The sequence below is a fragment of the Chryseobacterium lathyri genome (assembly GCF_003290185.1).
Lineage (GTDB): Bacteria > Bacteroidota > Bacteroidia > Flavobacteriales > Weeksellaceae > Chryseobacterium > Chryseobacterium lathyri.
Genome location: NZ_QNFY01000001.1, coordinates 26,248 through 44,073, shown reverse-complemented (window position 1 = coordinate 44,073; position 17,826 = coordinate 26,248). Strand labels below are relative to the sequence as shown.

The following is a 17,826-nucleotide window of genomic DNA, read 5'->3' as shown; positions in this document are numbered from 1 at the left end:
TCTTAGAAATTTCCGGTAAATTTCACTTTGATTCCCAATTGAAAATTGGCAATGGTCTTGAAAATTTCGATCAGTGTTACTCTTTCTATTTTAGTAAGTTTACTAATTTCCACATAATTATCAGGGCGCTTTTTATCTATATTGATTTGATTGGCCTGGTTTTTAAGCCGGAGCGCCATCAGATAATAATATGACTGATGCATCTCATTATACTGCTGCTGTGTGAAAATTCCGATTTCCTTTAATTTTTTCATTCTTTCCCCAGTATTTTCAATTTCGAGCTGATTTTCCAGCGCGTAGACCCGAACCAGATCTACAATTGGAGACATCGCCGTTTTAATGTCGAAGACTTCTGATTTTCCGATAGTCTGGGTCTTTATTCTTTTAAAAAAGGTCAATGGTGGTTCATACTGCAGTGCATTTTTAGCAATATGGGCAAAAAACAGCTGATTGGGCGAAGCCAGTTTTTCTTTGATAAAAGTTTTCAGCTCACGGACAATAGCGTCATCACCGTAAATAAAACGGAAATCAAAAAATGTGGAAAAATTCATCGCACTTTCAGGCAGAGATTTTTCAATCCATTGGGTATAATTTCTTTTCCAGTGAGAAAGAGAATGCGTCCACTTGGGATTGCTCGCCATGAAGCCACCTTTGCAGTATTCAAAACCAATGGTATTGAGGTCGTCGGAAACTTTTCTGGCAAAATCCAGGAAATATTCCCTTACCATTTCCCGGTCTTCGTTGGCTTTGTCTTCATAGATAATTCCATTGTCCTGGTCGGTATTCAGCGTCTGCTCTTTTCTTCCTTCGCTTCCTGTGACAATAAAGGCAAATTTGGCAGGCGGCTCTCCTATCTGTCTGATGACCTTTTCTATCACTTTTCCTGTAATTGTATCTGCAATGGTGGTAATAACCTGACTGGCAATTTCACCGTGAACTCCCCTACCCAAAAGCTGATTGATGATATCAGGTACCTGGTTCCATTTTTTGCGGAGCTCTTCCGTATTTTCTGCCTGCTTTACAGACTGGATAAACACCAACGGGCTCTGCGCCTGCTCGCTCAGCAAACGGTTTCTGCTAAGGAAGCCTACATATTCATCTTTATTTTTTACCAGAAGATATCTTGTTTTGGTTTTAAACATCATCAGAACCGCTTCATACAGGTAAGCATCACTGGAAATACTGACAATTGGATTATCCATTACCTCCAAAATGGCTGTTCTTGAATCCAGGCAGCGGGCGATGACGTTATCCCGTAAAGTAATATCTGTCGCATAACCGATAATCTCGTCACTCTGTGACTTCCTGATAAAAATACAGCTCACTTTGTTGGCTGCCATCATTTTAGCGGCTTCAAAAACGGGTGTGCTTTCTTCACATGACACAATACTTTTGTAAGCGATGCCTTCTATTTTTCTGGAATACAGCTGATCGGCAGCAAAATAACTTTCTTCAAAAGTAGCCGGGGTTTTCACAAAGTGCGAAAACTCTTCATCCAGCATTTTTATACCAAAATCTGAAGTGAAATAATGAAAAAAGCTGTCGTAGGCATTGCATAATTCATAAAACTCCTTTCTGGGTAAGGTGTAAACCACAGTTCCTTTTTTAGCTATCGCAGATTTTAGTGCACGGACCCGGTTCAGAACAACTGAAATTCCGCCGAAACAGTAAGGCGGATAATGTCTGGTCAGACATCTTTTGTTTTCTGCAGCATCGAAAAAGAAAGTTTCGTATTCTCCAGATGAAATAATATCAACCCCTCTCATCTCGGTTACTTCCTGACGAAACACCAATGTATCTTTAGAAAACTCAGTTTTTGTAAGCGATTCAGAGATTTCGACAAGAACCGTTTCAGGCAGAAGATTAAAAGGTTTTGTTACTTTTAATAGCGAAATAATTTTTTCTTCCATAATGATTAAATAGGTGGCATATATTCAGATTAATAAATTATTTCATTTACTTATTGATTTTATCTAAAAATTTCAATTTACTTTCAATTTTGTGATGGATATTCTGAAGTTCATCTTTTGAAATTTCTCCACGGGAACGAATCTCAAAAAAGCATTTTGCTGTCATTTCTACATCAATCACAGCATCGTGAGAGCGTTCCATCTTTTCATTAAAAAGAAACTCGTAAAGCTGTGGTAGCCGGAAGTAATCTGCTTCAGGATTCAAAGCATAGCCTTTGCTTTTGAGCATCGTACAGTAAAAATAACTTTTTTGAAAAGGATTTTCCAAACCTGCCCTGTAATAATCACAGCTTAGCGTGTGAATATCAAATTCTGTGAAATGTCCGGTTATGAGCGGCTGATATTGCTGTATATCTTGCGAAAGCTTTTCTAAAACCAATTTCCGGTTCTGTCCGTTTTTACTCAAAAACGTTTTGGTAATCCCGTGTACTTTAACCGACTGTGCACTGATTTTTAAATTTTCATCATAAATATAAAAATTCTCCCATTTAATTTTGTTCCCGGTTTCATCGTACAAGATCCATGCAACCTGAACTGCTGATGGCCAGTTGTCTGTTTCAGAATAAGGAAGATTCCAACGTTTCGGAATTCCTGTTGTTTCGGTATCGATAAAAAGGAGATATTTTTTCAAAACTTTATTTAAAATTACAAAATCATCAGACTCTTTAACAAAAATAGGATGCCAATCATGACATCCTATTTATAAATTATTTATTAATTACCAGAATCTCACATAAAGTGCAGTCAGTAAAAGAACTGTTACTACAATCATAACCAATGTTCTGGAATCTACTTTAAACATGGTTGCATCTATAGCGAAAGCTTTAGGATTTACTTTCGGACCTGCCAAACTGATCAGAACCATAACAACAACTGTAATAAAGAATGACCAACCCATATTAATCAAAAATGGAATTTCCGTGATCGTATGAACGACTCCGTTTTCTAATTTTTCATAGGTAAAAGCAGTGTATAGCCAGGTTTCTTTCCCGAAAATATCTACTGCAAAACTGTTGAAGAAAATAGCCAGTAAAAAGCCAAGAAGAACGCCTACCAAAGCTGCCGTTCCTGTTGTTCTTTTCCAGAACATTCCCAAGAGGAACATAGCAAAAACTCCGGGACTGATAAATCCGGTATATTTCTGGATGAATGTGAAACCACCTTCTCCTCCAATTCCCAGGACATCTGTCCATGTAAATGCCAGAGCCACAAACATGGCGATAATGATTGCCCAGCGTCCTGTTCTTACCATCTGGATTTCGGTAGCATCTGCTTTCAGATATTTTTTATAGATATCCAAAGTAAAAATGGTCGAAATACTGTTTACTTTTCCTGCCAAAGATGCTACAATTGCTGCAGTAAGCGCTGCAACCGCAAGTCCTTTCAGCCCTGTTGGCAAGAAGCCTAAAATGGCTGAATAGGCGCCATCTTTTACACCGTTGAAACCTGGCAGATGCCCTTTCGTATATAAAACATAGGCTGCAATTCCCGGAAGCATCACGATAATCGGCATAAATAATTTTAAAAATCCCGCGAACAAAATTCCGGTTCTTGCCGTTTTTAGATCTGCTCCCAAAGCACGCTGCGTAATGTACTGGTTACATCCCCAATAATTCAGGTTAACAATCCACTGACCAGCAAAGTACATTGCCAATCCAGGTAAAACCACATATTTCTGAACATTCACGTTCTCCGGCATTGCCAGAGTTGTGGTGGTTGTAGTCGGTTTATCAAGAATGAGCTTAAAATGCTGTGGTGCTTCTTTAATTAATGTCTGGAAACCTGCGAAAGCATTTCCTACAGCGGCTCCGTTAATTCTCTGGTCAACAATCTGAAGAGCCATATAAACCGTGGCAAAACCTCCGATAATTAAAACCGCTACCTGAATAACGTCGGTGTACCCGATTACTTTCATTCCTCCCAGACCAATCAGCAAGGCCATGAGCAGTAACCCAATCATAATGATATGAAGATTATCTCCGCCCAGCAATGTATCAATGGCCAAAGCTCCCAGATAAAGAATGGAGGTCAGGTTTACAATCACATACAGAAACAGCCAGAAAACCGCCATAATCAGTGAAACCGATTTGTTGTAACGGGTTTCAAGGAATTGGGGCATCGTATAAATCTTATTTTTAAGGTAAATAGGAATGAACCAGACCGCAATAATAATCAATGCAATGGCTGCAATCCATTCGTAAGCTGCGACAGCAATGCCTACGAAGAATCCTTCACCACTCATTCCTATAAACTGTTCGGCCGAAATATTGGACGCAATCAGGCTGGCACCAATCGCCCACCAGGTAAGTGAACCTTCTGCCAGGAAATAATCTTTACTGCCTGTAGCTGCAGATTTTTTCCTGTTGTAGATCCAAATTCCGTAACCGGCTACCACCACAAAATAAATCAGAAATATGATGATATCAATAGTTGCTAAGTTTCCCATAATTTATTTTTTAACTGAGAATTTATAAATCGTTTTAGTCTGATATTTCTGTCCCGGCTTAAGTTCTGTTGAAGGGAAAGAAGGTTGATTTGGAGAATCCGGAAAATGTTGGGTTTCTAAACAAAAGCCTGTTCGGAATTCATTTTTCCCTCCTGTTTTCGTGTCAAACTTTCCATCAAGAAAATTTCCGGAATAGAACTGAACACCCGGTTCATCCGTAAGAACTTCCATCACTCTTCCTGACTCAGGATGATAGACTTTTGCGATGCTCCTCATTCCGTTTCCATTCAGAATCCAGTTATGGTCGTAACCTTTTCCTTTTTTCAGCTGATCATCATTTGTAACATTGATGTCTTTTCCGATTGGTTTTGAAACCGTGAAATCAAACGGACTTCCCTTTACAGGTTTTTGTTCACCGGTTGGAATCAACGTTTCACTGACAGGTAAAAATTTATCTGCATTAATTTGCAGTTCGTGATCAGTAATCGTTTTTGTAAAATTCCCTGAAAGGTTGAAATATGAATGTTGAGTAAGGTTAACAAATGTTGCTTTATCCGTCGTTGCTTCGTAAGAAATCTCCAATGCATTGTCCTCTGTCAATGTGTAGAATACCGTTGTAGATAATTTTCCCGGATAGCCTTCTTCGCCGTCTGCACTCGTGTAAGTCAGCTTTATAGTTGGAAATTTCGCACCTTTAACAGGTTCAATGTTCCAGAATTTGGTGTGAAAACCCTCTTTTCCACCGTGAAGACTGTTTGGTCCGTCATTTTTATCAATATCATAGGTTTTGCCTTCCAAAATGAATTTCGCGTTGGCTATTCTATTTCCAAAACGTCCGATCAATGCTCCAAAATAATACGGATTTCCGTTGAAATAATCTTCAGGCTTTGTAAAGCCTAAAACGACATCTTCATAGTGACCATCTTTATCAGGAGCTGTCAATGAGGTGATAATTCCTCCAAAATTGATGACTTCCACTTTCATCCCGTTTTTATTGGTTAAGGTGTATTTTTTAATGGAATCGCCTTTTGCAGTCACTCCATAATCTGAAACCTGTATCTTTTCCATATTTTCTTTTTGAGGCTGATTAATGTTTTCTTTTTTGCTGCATCCGAGAATACATAAAACTGCAACAATAATCAGATTATAGTTTATTATTTTCATAGTTTGAATAGTATTGCAAGATTAACGATAATAAATTTCATTCCAGCGAAGACTGTTCTTAAAATCACGGATTTTTGTATCTTCATCAATAACCAGGGATTCAATTCCTGCAATCTCCGCAAAATCTTCCAACTGCTCTGCACTGATGTTTTCACTATAGCACGTATGATGTGCTCCACCAGCCAGAATCCATGCTTCTGCAGCTGTATACAAATCCGGAAGTGGTTTCCAAAGAACTCTTGCTACAGGAAGTTTTGGTAATTCTTCGGTAATTTCCAATGCTTTTGTTTTATTGATTAACAGTCTGAAATGATTTCCGAAATCCATAAGAGCAGCATTCAGAGAATCAATATTTCCTCTGGAATTGAAAACCAGACGGACAGGATCTGCTTTGCCTCCAATTCCCAACGGATGAATTTCGCAGGATGGTTTATCAACCGCTAAAACAGGGTCAATTTCCAGCATATGGGAACCTAAAACTGAGGGATTTGCAGGATTGAGATGATAAGTATAGTCTTCCATAAATGCGTTTCCGCCTTCCAGACCTTGTCCCATTGTTTTCATTGCACGGACTAAAGCTGCTGTTTTCCAGTCGCCCTCTCCGGCAAAACCGTAGCCTTTTTCCATTAACCTTTGAACAGCAATTCCAGGAAGCTGCTCCAATCCGTGAAGGTCTTCAAAAGTATCTGAAAAACCTTTGAAATTTCCGTCTTTCAGGAACTTTTCCAGTCCTAATTCTATCCTCGCAGCAGTTTCAAGTGATTTTCTGTTGCTTCCTCCCGAAAGCAGAGAATCTGCCATTTTGTAAGAAGCTTCATATTCTTCAATTAAAGTTTTTACTTCACCTTCACCAATAGCATTGACAACGCTCACTAAATCTCCGATTCCCCAGGTATTTACTGAAAATCCGAATTTTGTTTCCGCTTCTACTTTGTCACCATCTGTAACGGCTACATACCTCATATTGTCTCCAAAACGGGCAAATTTCGCTCCCTGCCAATCGTTCCAGCCTGCTGCAACACGGCTCCACTCTCCGATTTGTTTCTGAACTCTTTCCTCTGCCCAGTGTCCTACAACTACTTTCCTGTTTTTACGAAGACGGCTTACCATAAACCCAAATTCACGGTCACCGTGAGCAGCCTGGTTCAGGTTCATAAAATACATATCCATTGTAGACCAGGGAATATCCTGATTGAACTGTGTATGTAGATGCAGCATTGGCTTTTGTAAAGCCGTCAATCCGCGAATCCACATTTTTGCAGGTGAAAATGTGTGCATCCAGGTCACTATTCCAATACAATCTTTTGCAAAATTGGCAGCTGTAAGCGTTTCAAAAATTTCTTCTGTAGTTTTTACGGTTGGCTTCAGAACCACTTTTACAGGAATTGATGAAGATCTATTGAGCGCTTCAACAATTTTTCCTGAGTGTTCAGAAACCTGCGCTAATGTTTCAGGTCCGTATAAATGCTGGCTTCCTGTGATGAACCAGATTTCTTTGGTATTGAGAGGTGTTAACATATAATATAAATGATAATTGATAAATAATTGTTATATATTTTACCATAGGTTTTACCTACGGCTATTGATATTAAACCCTTCGGGTTCTGTTTAAATAATTTGTTTTATTAAACCTTATAGGTTTGCTTTCCGTTAATAAAAAAATTTTCATGACTAATGTCATTTACTGTCCGTAGTAGGCATTTTTTCCGTGTTTTCGTTCGTAATGTTTTTTGATGAGGGAATCTTTCAACCGAACTGCATTGGGATTGATCTGCCGGGTGAGATAGGCCATTTCCGCAACTGTTTCCAGAACTTTACTGTTATAAACCGCTTTATCAGCATTTTTGCCCCAGGTAAAAGGTCCGTGATTTCCAACGAGTATCATTTCCACTTCTTCGTAAGACAATTTTTTTTCTCTGAAACAATCGAGAATCTGGATTCCGGTATTGTATTCGTAGTTTCCCTCGATCAAATCATCGTGCATTGGCGGTGCACAGGGAATATCTGCTGTTAAATGATCTGCATGTGTGGTTCCGAAAACCGGAATATCCAGCTGTGCCTGGGCCCAAGCTACCGAATAGATCGCGTGAGTATGAGAAATTCCGCCAATGCTTTCCCAGTTTTGGTAGAGGTAAGCGTGGGTTTTGGTATCGGATGACGGCCTTAATTTTCCTTCCACCACATTGGCATCGTAATCTAAAATCACAATGTCTTCAGGCTTTAGAATCTCATAAGGAACACCGCTTGGTTTGATCGCAAAAATTCCTTTTTCACGGTCAACGGCACTTACATTTCCGAAGGTATACACGACAAGCTTCAAAGCATCCAACTGCATATTGGCTTCGTAACACTCTCTCTGAAGTTCTTTATAGATGCTCATTTTATTTTTATTAAATGATTAAATAATTTTAAAATTACAGGTCTTTGTTTCGGGCTAAAGCCCATTCCTATTGATTTCCGTCAGCCTTGTCAAGGTTTTGAACCTTGACAAGGCTGTCCTGTTGAATTATCCCTTATTTATTTTTATTTGAATCGATGAATCTAGTCCCTCGTTTCACGCAGTGCACTCCTAGGTTAAAAATTTCTATCAACTATAAACTGCCAGCGATCACCTTCTTTTTTGATTTCATATTGTTTTCAGTAAAGTCGGCGAGAATCTGATACTGGTTCATTAATTCTGCATACTTTTCAACCTGATCTGCCTGAGGAAAATATTCAGCTTCGAAATCGGAGCCCATTTTACGGCTTGCTTCCTGAACAGTCGGATAAATACCTGCCGAAACTGCCGCATAAATCGCGGCTCCCAAAGCCGGAGCCTGATCAGATGCCGCTATGACGATCGGCTTATTCAGGACATTTGCCAATGTCTGCATAATAAACGGGGATTTTCTGGCGACGCCGCCAATTCCGATTACTTTATTGATTTTAACGCCTTCTTCTTCAAAACGGTCGACAATTTTTTTGGATCCGAAACAGATGGCGTTCACCAAAGCCTTGAAAATATGAGGTGCTTTTGTTCCCAAAGAGAGCCCGGAAATTACTGATTTCAACTGCTGATCCGCATCTGGTGTTCTTCTTCCGTTGATCCAATCCAGGGCAACAGGAATTGTTTCGGAAAGTGGAATTTTTTCAGCTTCCAAAGTAAGATTGCGGATGAGATTATTTTCTATTTCTTCTTTTAAGCGTTGCTTTTGATCTTCATCGATACTATCAGAATCCATAAGCACATTATAAATTGGCCAAGTGAGAATGTCTTTATACCATGCCAAAAGATCTCCAAATGCGGACTGACCGGCTTCCAGACCAATCAGTCCTGGAATAACAGAACCGTTCACCTGTCCGCAAATACCTTTTACGGTTTTATCCAGGATGATTTCGTTGGGAGCAACCATAATATCACAGGTGGACGTGCCCATAATCCTAATGAGGGTGTTCTCTTCAACTTTTGCGCCGACGGCTCCTGAATGGGCATCGAAAGTTCCTACGGCAATCACAGTATTGGTTGTCAGTCCCAGCTTAGCCGCCCATTCTTCGTTTAAACTGCCTGCAATCTCATCGGAAGTATAGGTTTTATCATATAATCTGTCCCGAAGCTCAGCTAAAGACGGATCCAGCTGCCCAAGGAAATCCTTAGACGGAAGTCCATTCCACGACTCGTGCCACATTGCTTTATGACCCGCTGCGCAACGGCTTCTTTTGAATGTCGCCAGATCCTGATGATCGGAAAGCAGAAAAGTAATATAATCACAGTGTTCCATCCAGCTGTAAGCGGAATTTTTCACTTTTTCATCCTGTCTGTTGATATGCAGAATTTTTGCCCAAAACCATTCGGAAGAATAAATTCCGCCCTCGAATCTGGTGTAATCTTCACCGCCCCAGCTTCTTGCCAAATGATTAATTTCTTCAGCCTCATGAATAGAGGTATGATCTTTCCATAAAACCATCATTGCATTGGGATTTTCTTCAAATCCGGGTATTAAAGCCAGTGCTATTCCTTCTTTGTTTACAGGAAGTGGTGATGAACCTGTAGTATCAATGCAGATGCTTACAACAGTTTCCGGTGCCACTCCGCTTTCTTTTACTACATTAGAAATGGTTTGTTCCAAACCTTCAATATGGTCTAAAGGATGTTGGCGAAACTGATTTTTTTCCGGCAAACAGAATTTTCCCTGCTTCCATCGTTGATAGTAGCTGACTGATGTAGACAGTTCTGCACCGTTTTCTGTATCAATCAGTACAGCACGAACGGAATCTGTACCATAATCCAGTCCGATAACATATTTCTTCATTTATATAATGAGTTAAGTTTTAACAATATTTTGATAGACCCCTTCGACAAGCTCTGGGTGAGATTTCTAATGCTAAATGTTTAAGCTTAGGTTTAATTTGATGACTAAAAAGAATCATTTTTAATTAAGCCTTAATAAATCCATTACATTTCTGTTCTTGAGATAAAACAAATATAAGATTCTATTTTAAATAAATGTATAAAATACACTTAATTTTATTTTTTATTTCTATGTTCGTATCTGAGGCTTATTTAATCTTTAAAACAACCAGCGAATAAGCAGGAATTTCCATTGAAAATATCCCTTTTTTTATGACTGAATTATCTTCAACAGGCTGTATATTTTCTGTTTTAAAATTATTCTCGGCAGAAAGTGTAGGAGCTTTTAAGACCGTTTTTGTCAGTTTTTGTCCCAGTTTTATATTTTTAGGATTAATTTCTATTAATGCCGTCTTGTTGTCTGTATTGACAATTTTAATGATCACCTCATTATTTTCACTGTCTTTTACTGCGGTTGCATAGAGTTTATCCTGTCCACTGACCGGGGTCTTATTGTGGTAAATCTTCAGTAAATCAGTCCCTTTATTATTCGAAAATAACTTCTGAACATAATAATTGGGAGTTGCGTATGACTGCAGATTATTGAACCAAATCAAATCCGGAGTCCATTGCCAGCCATCGGCGTGTGCAAAAAGCGGCGCATAAGAAGTCATGGTTACCACATCCGCATTTCTTTCCAGCCCTGTCATAAAAGCGGCTTCCGAAAATGCCGATTCCCAGTTATTTTTATTGTCCGGACTTACTGTTTTTACCGACTGAACTGCGTATTCACCTGCAAAAACTTTAGGCCCGTTTCTATCATATTTATCGTATCTCGCAGCATTTTCCTGAAACCATTTTGCTGAATTGTAATAATGCTCATCGACAATCTGTGCATTGAGCTTTTTAAGCTCTTTCCAGCCGTATTCGAAAAATTCTCCGTCAGGCAATGGTCCGCTTCCGGAAATGATTGTAATATCGGGGTATTTTGAATGAATGGCTTTTTCAAAAATTTTGTACCGTTCGATATAGTCTTCACCCCACTGTTCGTTTCCGACGCCAATATATTTCATATTAAAAGCCTTGGGATGTCCCATTTCTGAACGTATTTTTCCCCATTTCGTATTGACATCACCGTTGGCAAATTCAATTAAATCCAAAGCATCCTGAACAAAAGGGTTTAATTCTTCAAGGTTTACCAGCTCACCTGTGTTAAACTGGCAGGCCATTCCACAGCTAAGAATCGGTAAAGGCTCGGCTCCCAAATCTTCAGAAAGCTGGAAATATTCATAAAAACCTAATCCGAACGATTGGTAATAATCGGGAGTCAGGCGATGCGGGAAACCTGAACTCCATTTGTTGATGAGATATTCTCTGTCTGCTACATTTCCCAATGTTTTTTTCCACTGATACCTTTCAGCAAGTGTTCTGCCTTCCACAATGCAACCTCCCGGAAAACGCAGAAATCCAGGCTGTAAATCGTATAATTTCTGAACTAAATCTTTTCTTAAGCCACCTTTTCTTCCTTTCCAGGTATTTTGCGGGAAGAGGGAAATCATATCCATATTTATAACGCCGTTTCCTGTAAAAGTGATCTGCAGTTTTGCTTTTTCTACCGTTCCTAAAGGAGAAAAAACAGCCGAATATTTGTGCCATCCTTTTCCTTTGATGATTATCGGAACTGTAGAAATTACCATTCCTTTTTCGTCAACCAAATTCGCATTGACCGCAGAAATATTTCCAGATACATTTTCTAAATCAAAGCTGAAATCATATTTAGCATCTTTATGAAGTCCGATTCCCCGGAAGCCTTCATTTTCCAGTATATACTTTTTATCGTTGTGAACGGTAATTCTAGCGTAGTTTTTATTGGTTTTGGAATGATCAGAATAAATGGTCAAAAACCCGGAATCCAGATTATGAGAAAGGGTTTGTGTATTTTGCTGTTTCCAGCCCGTCAAGGGTTCATCGAATTCAAAGCTTCGGTTTTTGATTAATTCGGCATAAATACCGCCATCGGCTGCAAAATTGATATCTTCAAAGAAAATCCCATACATTGTCGGCTGGATTTTAATGTTGGTAGGAGTTCCATCAAGATCTAAAGTAAATTTTGAGTTTTGCGCTGATGAAAATGCAACGCAACTTGAAAGAAGAATGGTGAAAATTTTATTTTTTGTTTTCATTGATACTATTTTTGATTGTCCAGATAAACACTTCGACTACAGTCAGTGGGGCATCTATAATCGTGAACTTTTAAATTGAATGTATTATTCTTCTATTTATTGATAAACCTTAGGTTTTAAAAATCTATAAGGTTTCCTACATTGAGAATAGTTTACTTGACTTTCAACTGGATACTTTTTAAATCTGAATTTTTTGAAGTTCCTCCGTAGAAAATGGTATAATCTCCTGATTTTGAAACTAGATCATCTGCTTTTTCATCATAAAATTTAAAAGATTCTTCAGAGATGTTTAGCTGGATGTTTTTTGTTTCTTTAGATTTAATCAATTTTTTTTCAAAAGCTCTCAGCGTTTTTACGGGCGCTAAAGGATCATTATTTCTTCTGACATACACCTGCACCACTTCTTCGCCATCTCTTTCTGAAGTATTGGTAACCGGAATTGTTATCGTGATTTTCTCATTAGAATTAATGCTGTTTTTGCTCAATTTAGCATTGCCATAGGCAAATTTTGAATAGCTTAAACCATGACCAAATGCATATAAAGGATCTTCGGTCATATAGCGATAGGTTCTGCCTTTCATATCATAATTCTCAAAACCCTGATGCTTACTCGTTGTCGAAAGTGCATTATCCAATTGCTCAAGATTCCTGTAAAAAGTAATTGGTAATTTTCCGGAAGGGTTGTAATCTCCCGCTAAAACATTGGCAACAGCAGTTCCGCTGGATTGACCGCCGTACCAGGCATTCAGCAGAGCGTCATAATTTTTTTCATCCTGCTCCAAACCAAGCGCACTTCCCGTGCACAGTACGAAGACAACAGGTTTTCCTGTTTTTCTTAATTCTGCTAACAGTTCACGCTGAACTTTCGGAAGCTCTATTGAAGTTTTATCACCACCTTTAAAACCTTCTGCATTAACCATCATTTCTTCCCCTTCAAGGCTCGGGGACAATCCGCCGACAAAAACAATTACCTCAGCGTCTTTTACTTTTTCTTTTACTGAATTAAAATTCACCGGATCTTTTCGGTACACTTCGAAATCAATGCTTACATATTTTCCTTTCTGGCTGTGTCGAAATTCTATCTGATACTCCTTCCCTTTCTCCATTTTCACCGGAAATTCAGAAGGATGTCTTGCATCCGGCCCTTTTCTGGTAGCGATCTCTTTACCGTCAATCAAAAGCGTGTACATATCCGATGTTGCAGCAGAAAATATCACTTCACCAGAATAACTGCTTTTAAAAATACCTGATATTTTTGCTGACGTATTTTCTCTGGACACTCCCGGCGCAAGTTGAGTTCCCCCAAAACTGCTGTAGGAAATCCTCGTTGTATTGACCGAAGTATTGACCGGTTTTTCTTTGAATTCATTATTATTAAAAAATTCAACCTTCATTCCCTTCTCACCGTTTTTCTGGCTTACAAAATTCTGGTAAAGAGTTGTTCTGGACGACGGATCTACTATTTCGCTTCCTTTTTCATAGATGATTTCAGCATTTGGAAATTTAGCTTTAATTCCATCTAAAATTGTCACCGTTGAAGAAGGTGTTCCGTTGTAATTTCCGAGCTGCATAATTCCATCATCGGCATTGGGACCGACAACAGCAATTTTTTTAATATTCTTATTTAAAGGCAGAACATTTTTCTCATTTTTCATCAGTACAATAGATTTTTGAGCCATTTTCAATGCCTGTTCTTTATGTTCTTTAGAATCTACCGTAGAATAAGGAATATTGTTCCAGTGAACAGACGATTTGGGATTGAGCATCCCTAATTCAAACCACCCTTTGAGGATTCTGCGCATCGAAATGTCGAGGTCTTTTTCGGTAATTAATCCGCTTGCCAGAGATTTGTTAAGATTATTGTAAGTATCTCCGCATTCCAAATCTGTTGAATGTTTTAATGCATCTGCAGCGGTTGTTTTTTCGTCAGGATGTGTTCCGTGGTATTTTTCCTGATAGAAATCGGCCAAAGCCCAACAATCTGAAACCACCATTCCGTCGTATTTCCATTTACCACGAAGAATTTCATTAAGCAACGTATTGTTGGCACAACAAGGCTGGCCGTCAAAAGCATTATAGGCACACATCACTTCTCTCACATTTCCTTCTAAAACCAGTGCTTTAAAAGCCGGAAGATAGGTTTCATAAAGATCTCTCCTGGAAATTTCAGCATTATAGGAATGCCGGTTCCATTCCGGACCGCTGTGAACGGCAAAATGCTTGGCACAGGCATGGGTTTTAAAGTATTTAGGATCATTTCCTTGCAAACCTTTTACAGCAGCAACGCCCAAAACAGAGGTTAAATAAGGATCTTCTCCATAGGTTTCCTGACCTCTTCCCCATCTTGGATCTCGGAAAATATTGATATTGGGGGTCCAGAATGTAAGACCTTCATAACGTCCGGTTTTATGAGCTTCATCGAAAGATTTATTGTATTTTGCCCTGGCTTCGTCAGAAATCATTTCAAAAGTTTTGAAATGCTCTGAAACATCCCAGGTTGCTGCCATACCGATTGCCTGCGGGAAAACAGTAGCCGTTCCTGCTCTGGCAACACCGTGAAGCGCCTCGTTCCACCAACCGTAAGCGGGAATTTCAAGTCTTGGGACAGCCCTGGAATTGTCCATCATCATTCCAATCTTTTCGTCAACCGTTAATAACCCTAAAAGATTTTCAATCCTTTGCTCAACCGGAAGACCGGGGTTTTGAAACGAATATTTGAAATTCTGAGCGTAACTAAAGGTACAGACTACAACTGACAGGGTTAATAAAATTTTGTTCATATGGTTAATTTTAAAGCAATATTCTGTTAAAACATTTTGATTATTACCATTGAATATTGTTTTTCAATGTGATAAAGACAAAGATAAGATTCTATTTTAATAAATGTATATAGTACACTTAATTTAAAGTAAAAAGGTTACCTGAAAAGGCGGTAACCTTTTTAAAGGAATTTTTAATATAATCTCTTTGGGATTATTGTTTTATAAATTTACTTTTAATACTTTTTCCTGAGTCGGATATTTCAATAAAATAAAGCCCTGCCGGAAGTTTTGAAACATCAATTCTGTTTCTTCCTTTGGTTAGCTTTACCTTATTAGTTATGCTTCCTCTCGAATTATTGATAGAATAGAATGCATCATCCGATTTCCAGTCAATGAAAATTTCTGTTTTGGCAGGATTTGGATAGAGGAAAATCTCTTCTTTTGCTGTGATTACGTCATCAGTCTTAAGTGTAGCAAAACTTAACGGAAGAACGTTGTTGGTATAGGTATTATTTTCAGTAAGATATCCCTGGAAAGGACTGACTGAGGGCTCGTTACCCGCCGTTACCTTATAAAAACCTGTCACTCCGCTTTCTGTTTTCAGCACATATCCTCCTGCAGCTACTTTTACAGACTGATAAACGCCGTTTATCTGGTTGACCGTAATTGCTTTTGGTGTAGATACAGCACCTGATCCTGTGAATGTCTTGCTTCCTGTAGCATTGATCAACACAGGAGTATTTGCAGGAATTATCCCGTTGGAAATCTGTGAACAAACCACATTTCCGGAACCGGGCTGCATCATGTATGCGGTAACTCCGGAAGGAATGGCTGACTGGAAAGGTAAAAGAACGATCCCGTACCCATTAAAAGTTCTTGTGTACGTAGCAGAACTTGCTGTAAAGCCAAAAGGCACCTGAAAATCTTTGCCCAAATCCGAAAGAGTCAGATTCTGACAGGAATTGCCTGAAATTACATTTATATTATTATTGCTAACGCTTCCGTTAACATAAAAAATACTGTTCCGGTTGGCAGAAGCATTGCTCCAGGTGTCTGTAGAAGTATTTCCTGTAACGTCTCTGAAATCAATAGATGTATAATATTCATTTTCGAGGGCATCCATAAGACTGCTGTCTGTAAGAGAGTAAGCCGCTGCAAATTTTGAAGCTCTTTCATTACCAACATTGAAATAAACATCACCCAAAGTCAGGGTGAGAATTGAGCTGTAATTTCCGCTTCGAAGCCCGATAATCCCTTTGCAGCCATACGGAAGAACCGTTCTGGAAATATCAAATACCAGATTGAAACTTCCGGAACCCGGAGCAGGAAATGCTACACTGCCATAATTATGAGATCTTACCGTTCCGTTGCTATCAACATAATACAATGTCGTATTGGATGAAGTCGGCAAGTTGCTTGTTGTATAATTTAGTACATTAAAAATTAACTTGTTGTAACGGTCATCCAAATTTAAATATCCGCTGTTGGCATCTGTATTTGAGCTTATTAGCGGCGTGGAATTGTAGAATGTAACCGTTTTTCCGCTCAGTTGATAATTAGTACCAAACGATGAATTGGTTGGAACCTGAGTTTCAATTTTATTATAATGAACATCACCTCCCGTCATGAATGATACCGGTCTGTCGCCACTTTTATTAAACACAAAAGTCATTACACTCGAAGGGCTCACCTGAACTGTGGGGCGGAAACTCGCCGTACTGAAAGAGAAAGGTGATGAAGCTATATTCACAGATTGTGAAGTGGTTGTCTGTATTCCTGAAGTTGTAAAGAATGGCAGATCAACTTTAAGATCATATGTGCTGGAAGAAGAATTGATAACAACAAGGGTGATCTGGTTTCCGTCCAGCGAAATATAAGAAGAGCCTTCCAAAGTTCCGCTTGAGGTTTCCCATTTGGCATCAATTCTGGTTTTTCCCGTAGTATTTTTGGCATATTGGGATAAAATATATCCTCTTTTGGTCATATCTCCGGCAACAGTTCCGTATGAGCCATCCCCCATCAGCCCATAAAATCTTTTTGAGGCATAATGAATCCACGCATTTACATTTCCAAGCAATGCATTATTTACACTTCTTGCAAAAGTGAAACCATCCGTATTCCAGACGAAATCCCGTGGAGCCGAACTACTTGAAGAATTCCAGTTGATCAGATATTCTGTCTGCCATATTTCTTTATTATAATTCTGAAACTGCTTGTACACAGACTGCATCGAACCGTATTGATGTCCTCCGTACACCTCAAAATTCGCCATTACCGCGGGATCTAAGAATGCATTGGCAAAATTATCTGTAAAACCAACACTTTCGGGTGCTATTACCTTACAGTTGATAAGGTGGCCATAATTTTTAACAAAGGTGGCTATTTGTGTTGGCGTCCAGATACAGCCTTGATACTGCGCCATTTCATCGGGTTCATTTTGTATAGATATGTAATCTAATGTTACCCCATTATTTTGCATATAAGTTACAAAACTGTTGAGATACAAAGCATAATCCTGATAATTTTCAGGTTTCAGATAGCCGATTTGCTGAACACCGTTCGTATCAGTATACACAGCATTGACATGGTTATTGGTTTTCCATGCTGCCGGCATTGTCCACGGGCTTGCGAATATAGTCAGTCCCATAGATTTGGCGAGCTGAGCTGTTGCCAGAGCTGCACTCCAATTACTGCTTTGTTCGGGAATATAAAGGCGCATGATATTATACCCTCCTTCACTGCCTGCACCCCAAAGTTTTTGGATCTCTGTGGTAGTCATATGGTTGTATCCAAACTGTGGACTGCAGACAAAGCCGCCGAAGCCTGTTATTTTCTGATAAGCAATATTCTTATCAATTTTTACTTTTGCCTGTAGATTTTGTGCATTCAGCTGTACTGAAATTGCAATACCCGTAATCATTACAAGTATTAATTTGAAGATTTTTTTCATAGTAATAAGTTTTAATTCTGATGT

General features: G+C 38.9%; 10 protein-coding genes. All 10 read right to left on the bottom strand.

What is annotated here, in order from left to right; genetic code table 11:
• Positions 1-2: 2 nt before the first annotated feature.
• The 10 genes from DRF61_RS00135 to DRF61_RS00090 all read right to left on the bottom strand — a co-directional run bounded on the left by DRF61_RS00135 (position 3) and on the right by DRF61_RS00090 (position 17,802).
• Positions 3-1,910, bottom strand: coding sequence for a DUF294 nucleotidyltransferase-like domain-containing protein (locus tag DRF61_RS00135; RefSeq protein WP_111952805.1), 1,908 nt, complete (start codon positions 1,908-1,910; stop codon positions 3-5).
• Positions 1,911-1,956: 46 nt separating this feature from the next.
• Positions 1,957-2,601 carry a 3'-5' exonuclease gene (locus DRF61_RS00130; protein WP_111952802.1) on the bottom strand — a complete coding sequence of 215 codons (645 nt, stop codon included), beginning with the start codon at positions 2,599-2,601 and terminating at the stop codon, positions 1,957-1,959.
• Positions 2,602-2,688: 87 nt separating this feature from the next.
• Positions 2,689-4,416: a sodium:solute symporter family transporter gene (locus DRF61_RS00125; protein WP_111952799.1), complete on the bottom strand. Its 1,728-nt coding sequence runs from the start codon at positions 4,414-4,416 to the stop codon at positions 2,689-2,691.
• A 3-nt stretch (positions 4,417-4,419) separates the two neighbouring features.
• A complete protein-coding gene (locus DRF61_RS00120; protein ID WP_111952796.1) occupies positions 4,420-5,580 on the bottom strand; it encodes an aldose epimerase family protein in 1,161 nt (386 codons plus the stop codon).
• A 21-nt stretch (positions 5,581-5,601) separates the two neighbouring features.
• On the bottom strand, positions 5,602-7,098 hold the full coding sequence (araA, locus tag DRF61_RS00115) for an L-arabinose isomerase (RefSeq protein ID WP_111952793.1): 1,497 nt from the start codon (positions 7,096-7,098) through the stop codon (positions 5,602-5,604).
• 163 nt (positions 7,099-7,261) lie between these two features.
• Positions 7,262-7,960 (bottom strand): L-ribulose-5-phosphate 4-epimerase, encoded by a 699-nt coding sequence (locus DRF61_RS00110; protein ID WP_111952790.1) that lies wholly within the window; start codon positions 7,958-7,960, stop codon positions 7,262-7,264.
• 211 nt (positions 7,961-8,171) lie between these two features.
• Positions 8,172-9,869 carry a ribulokinase gene (locus DRF61_RS00105; RefSeq protein ID WP_111952787.1) on the bottom strand — a complete coding sequence of 566 codons (1,698 nt, stop codon included), beginning with the start codon at positions 9,867-9,869 and terminating at the stop codon, positions 8,172-8,174.
• A 247-nt stretch (positions 9,870-10,116) separates the two neighbouring features.
• Positions 10,117-12,090, bottom strand: a complete 1,974-nt coding sequence (locus DRF61_RS00100) for an alpha-L-arabinofuranosidase C-terminal domain-containing protein (RefSeq protein WP_111952784.1) — start codon at positions 12,088-12,090, stop codon at positions 10,117-10,119.
• A 152-nt stretch (positions 12,091-12,242) separates the two neighbouring features.
• Positions 12,243-14,870: a glycoside hydrolase family 3 C-terminal domain-containing protein gene (locus tag DRF61_RS00095; protein WP_111952781.1), complete on the bottom strand. Its 2,628-nt coding sequence runs from the start codon at positions 14,868-14,870 to the stop codon at positions 12,243-12,245.
• Positions 14,871-15,063: 193 nt separating this feature from the next.
• On the bottom strand, positions 15,064-17,802 hold the full coding sequence (locus DRF61_RS00090) for a T9SS type A sorting domain-containing protein (protein ID WP_111952778.1): 2,739 nt from the start codon (positions 17,800-17,802) through the stop codon (positions 15,064-15,066).
• Between the last annotated feature and the right edge of the window lie 24 nt (positions 17,803-17,826).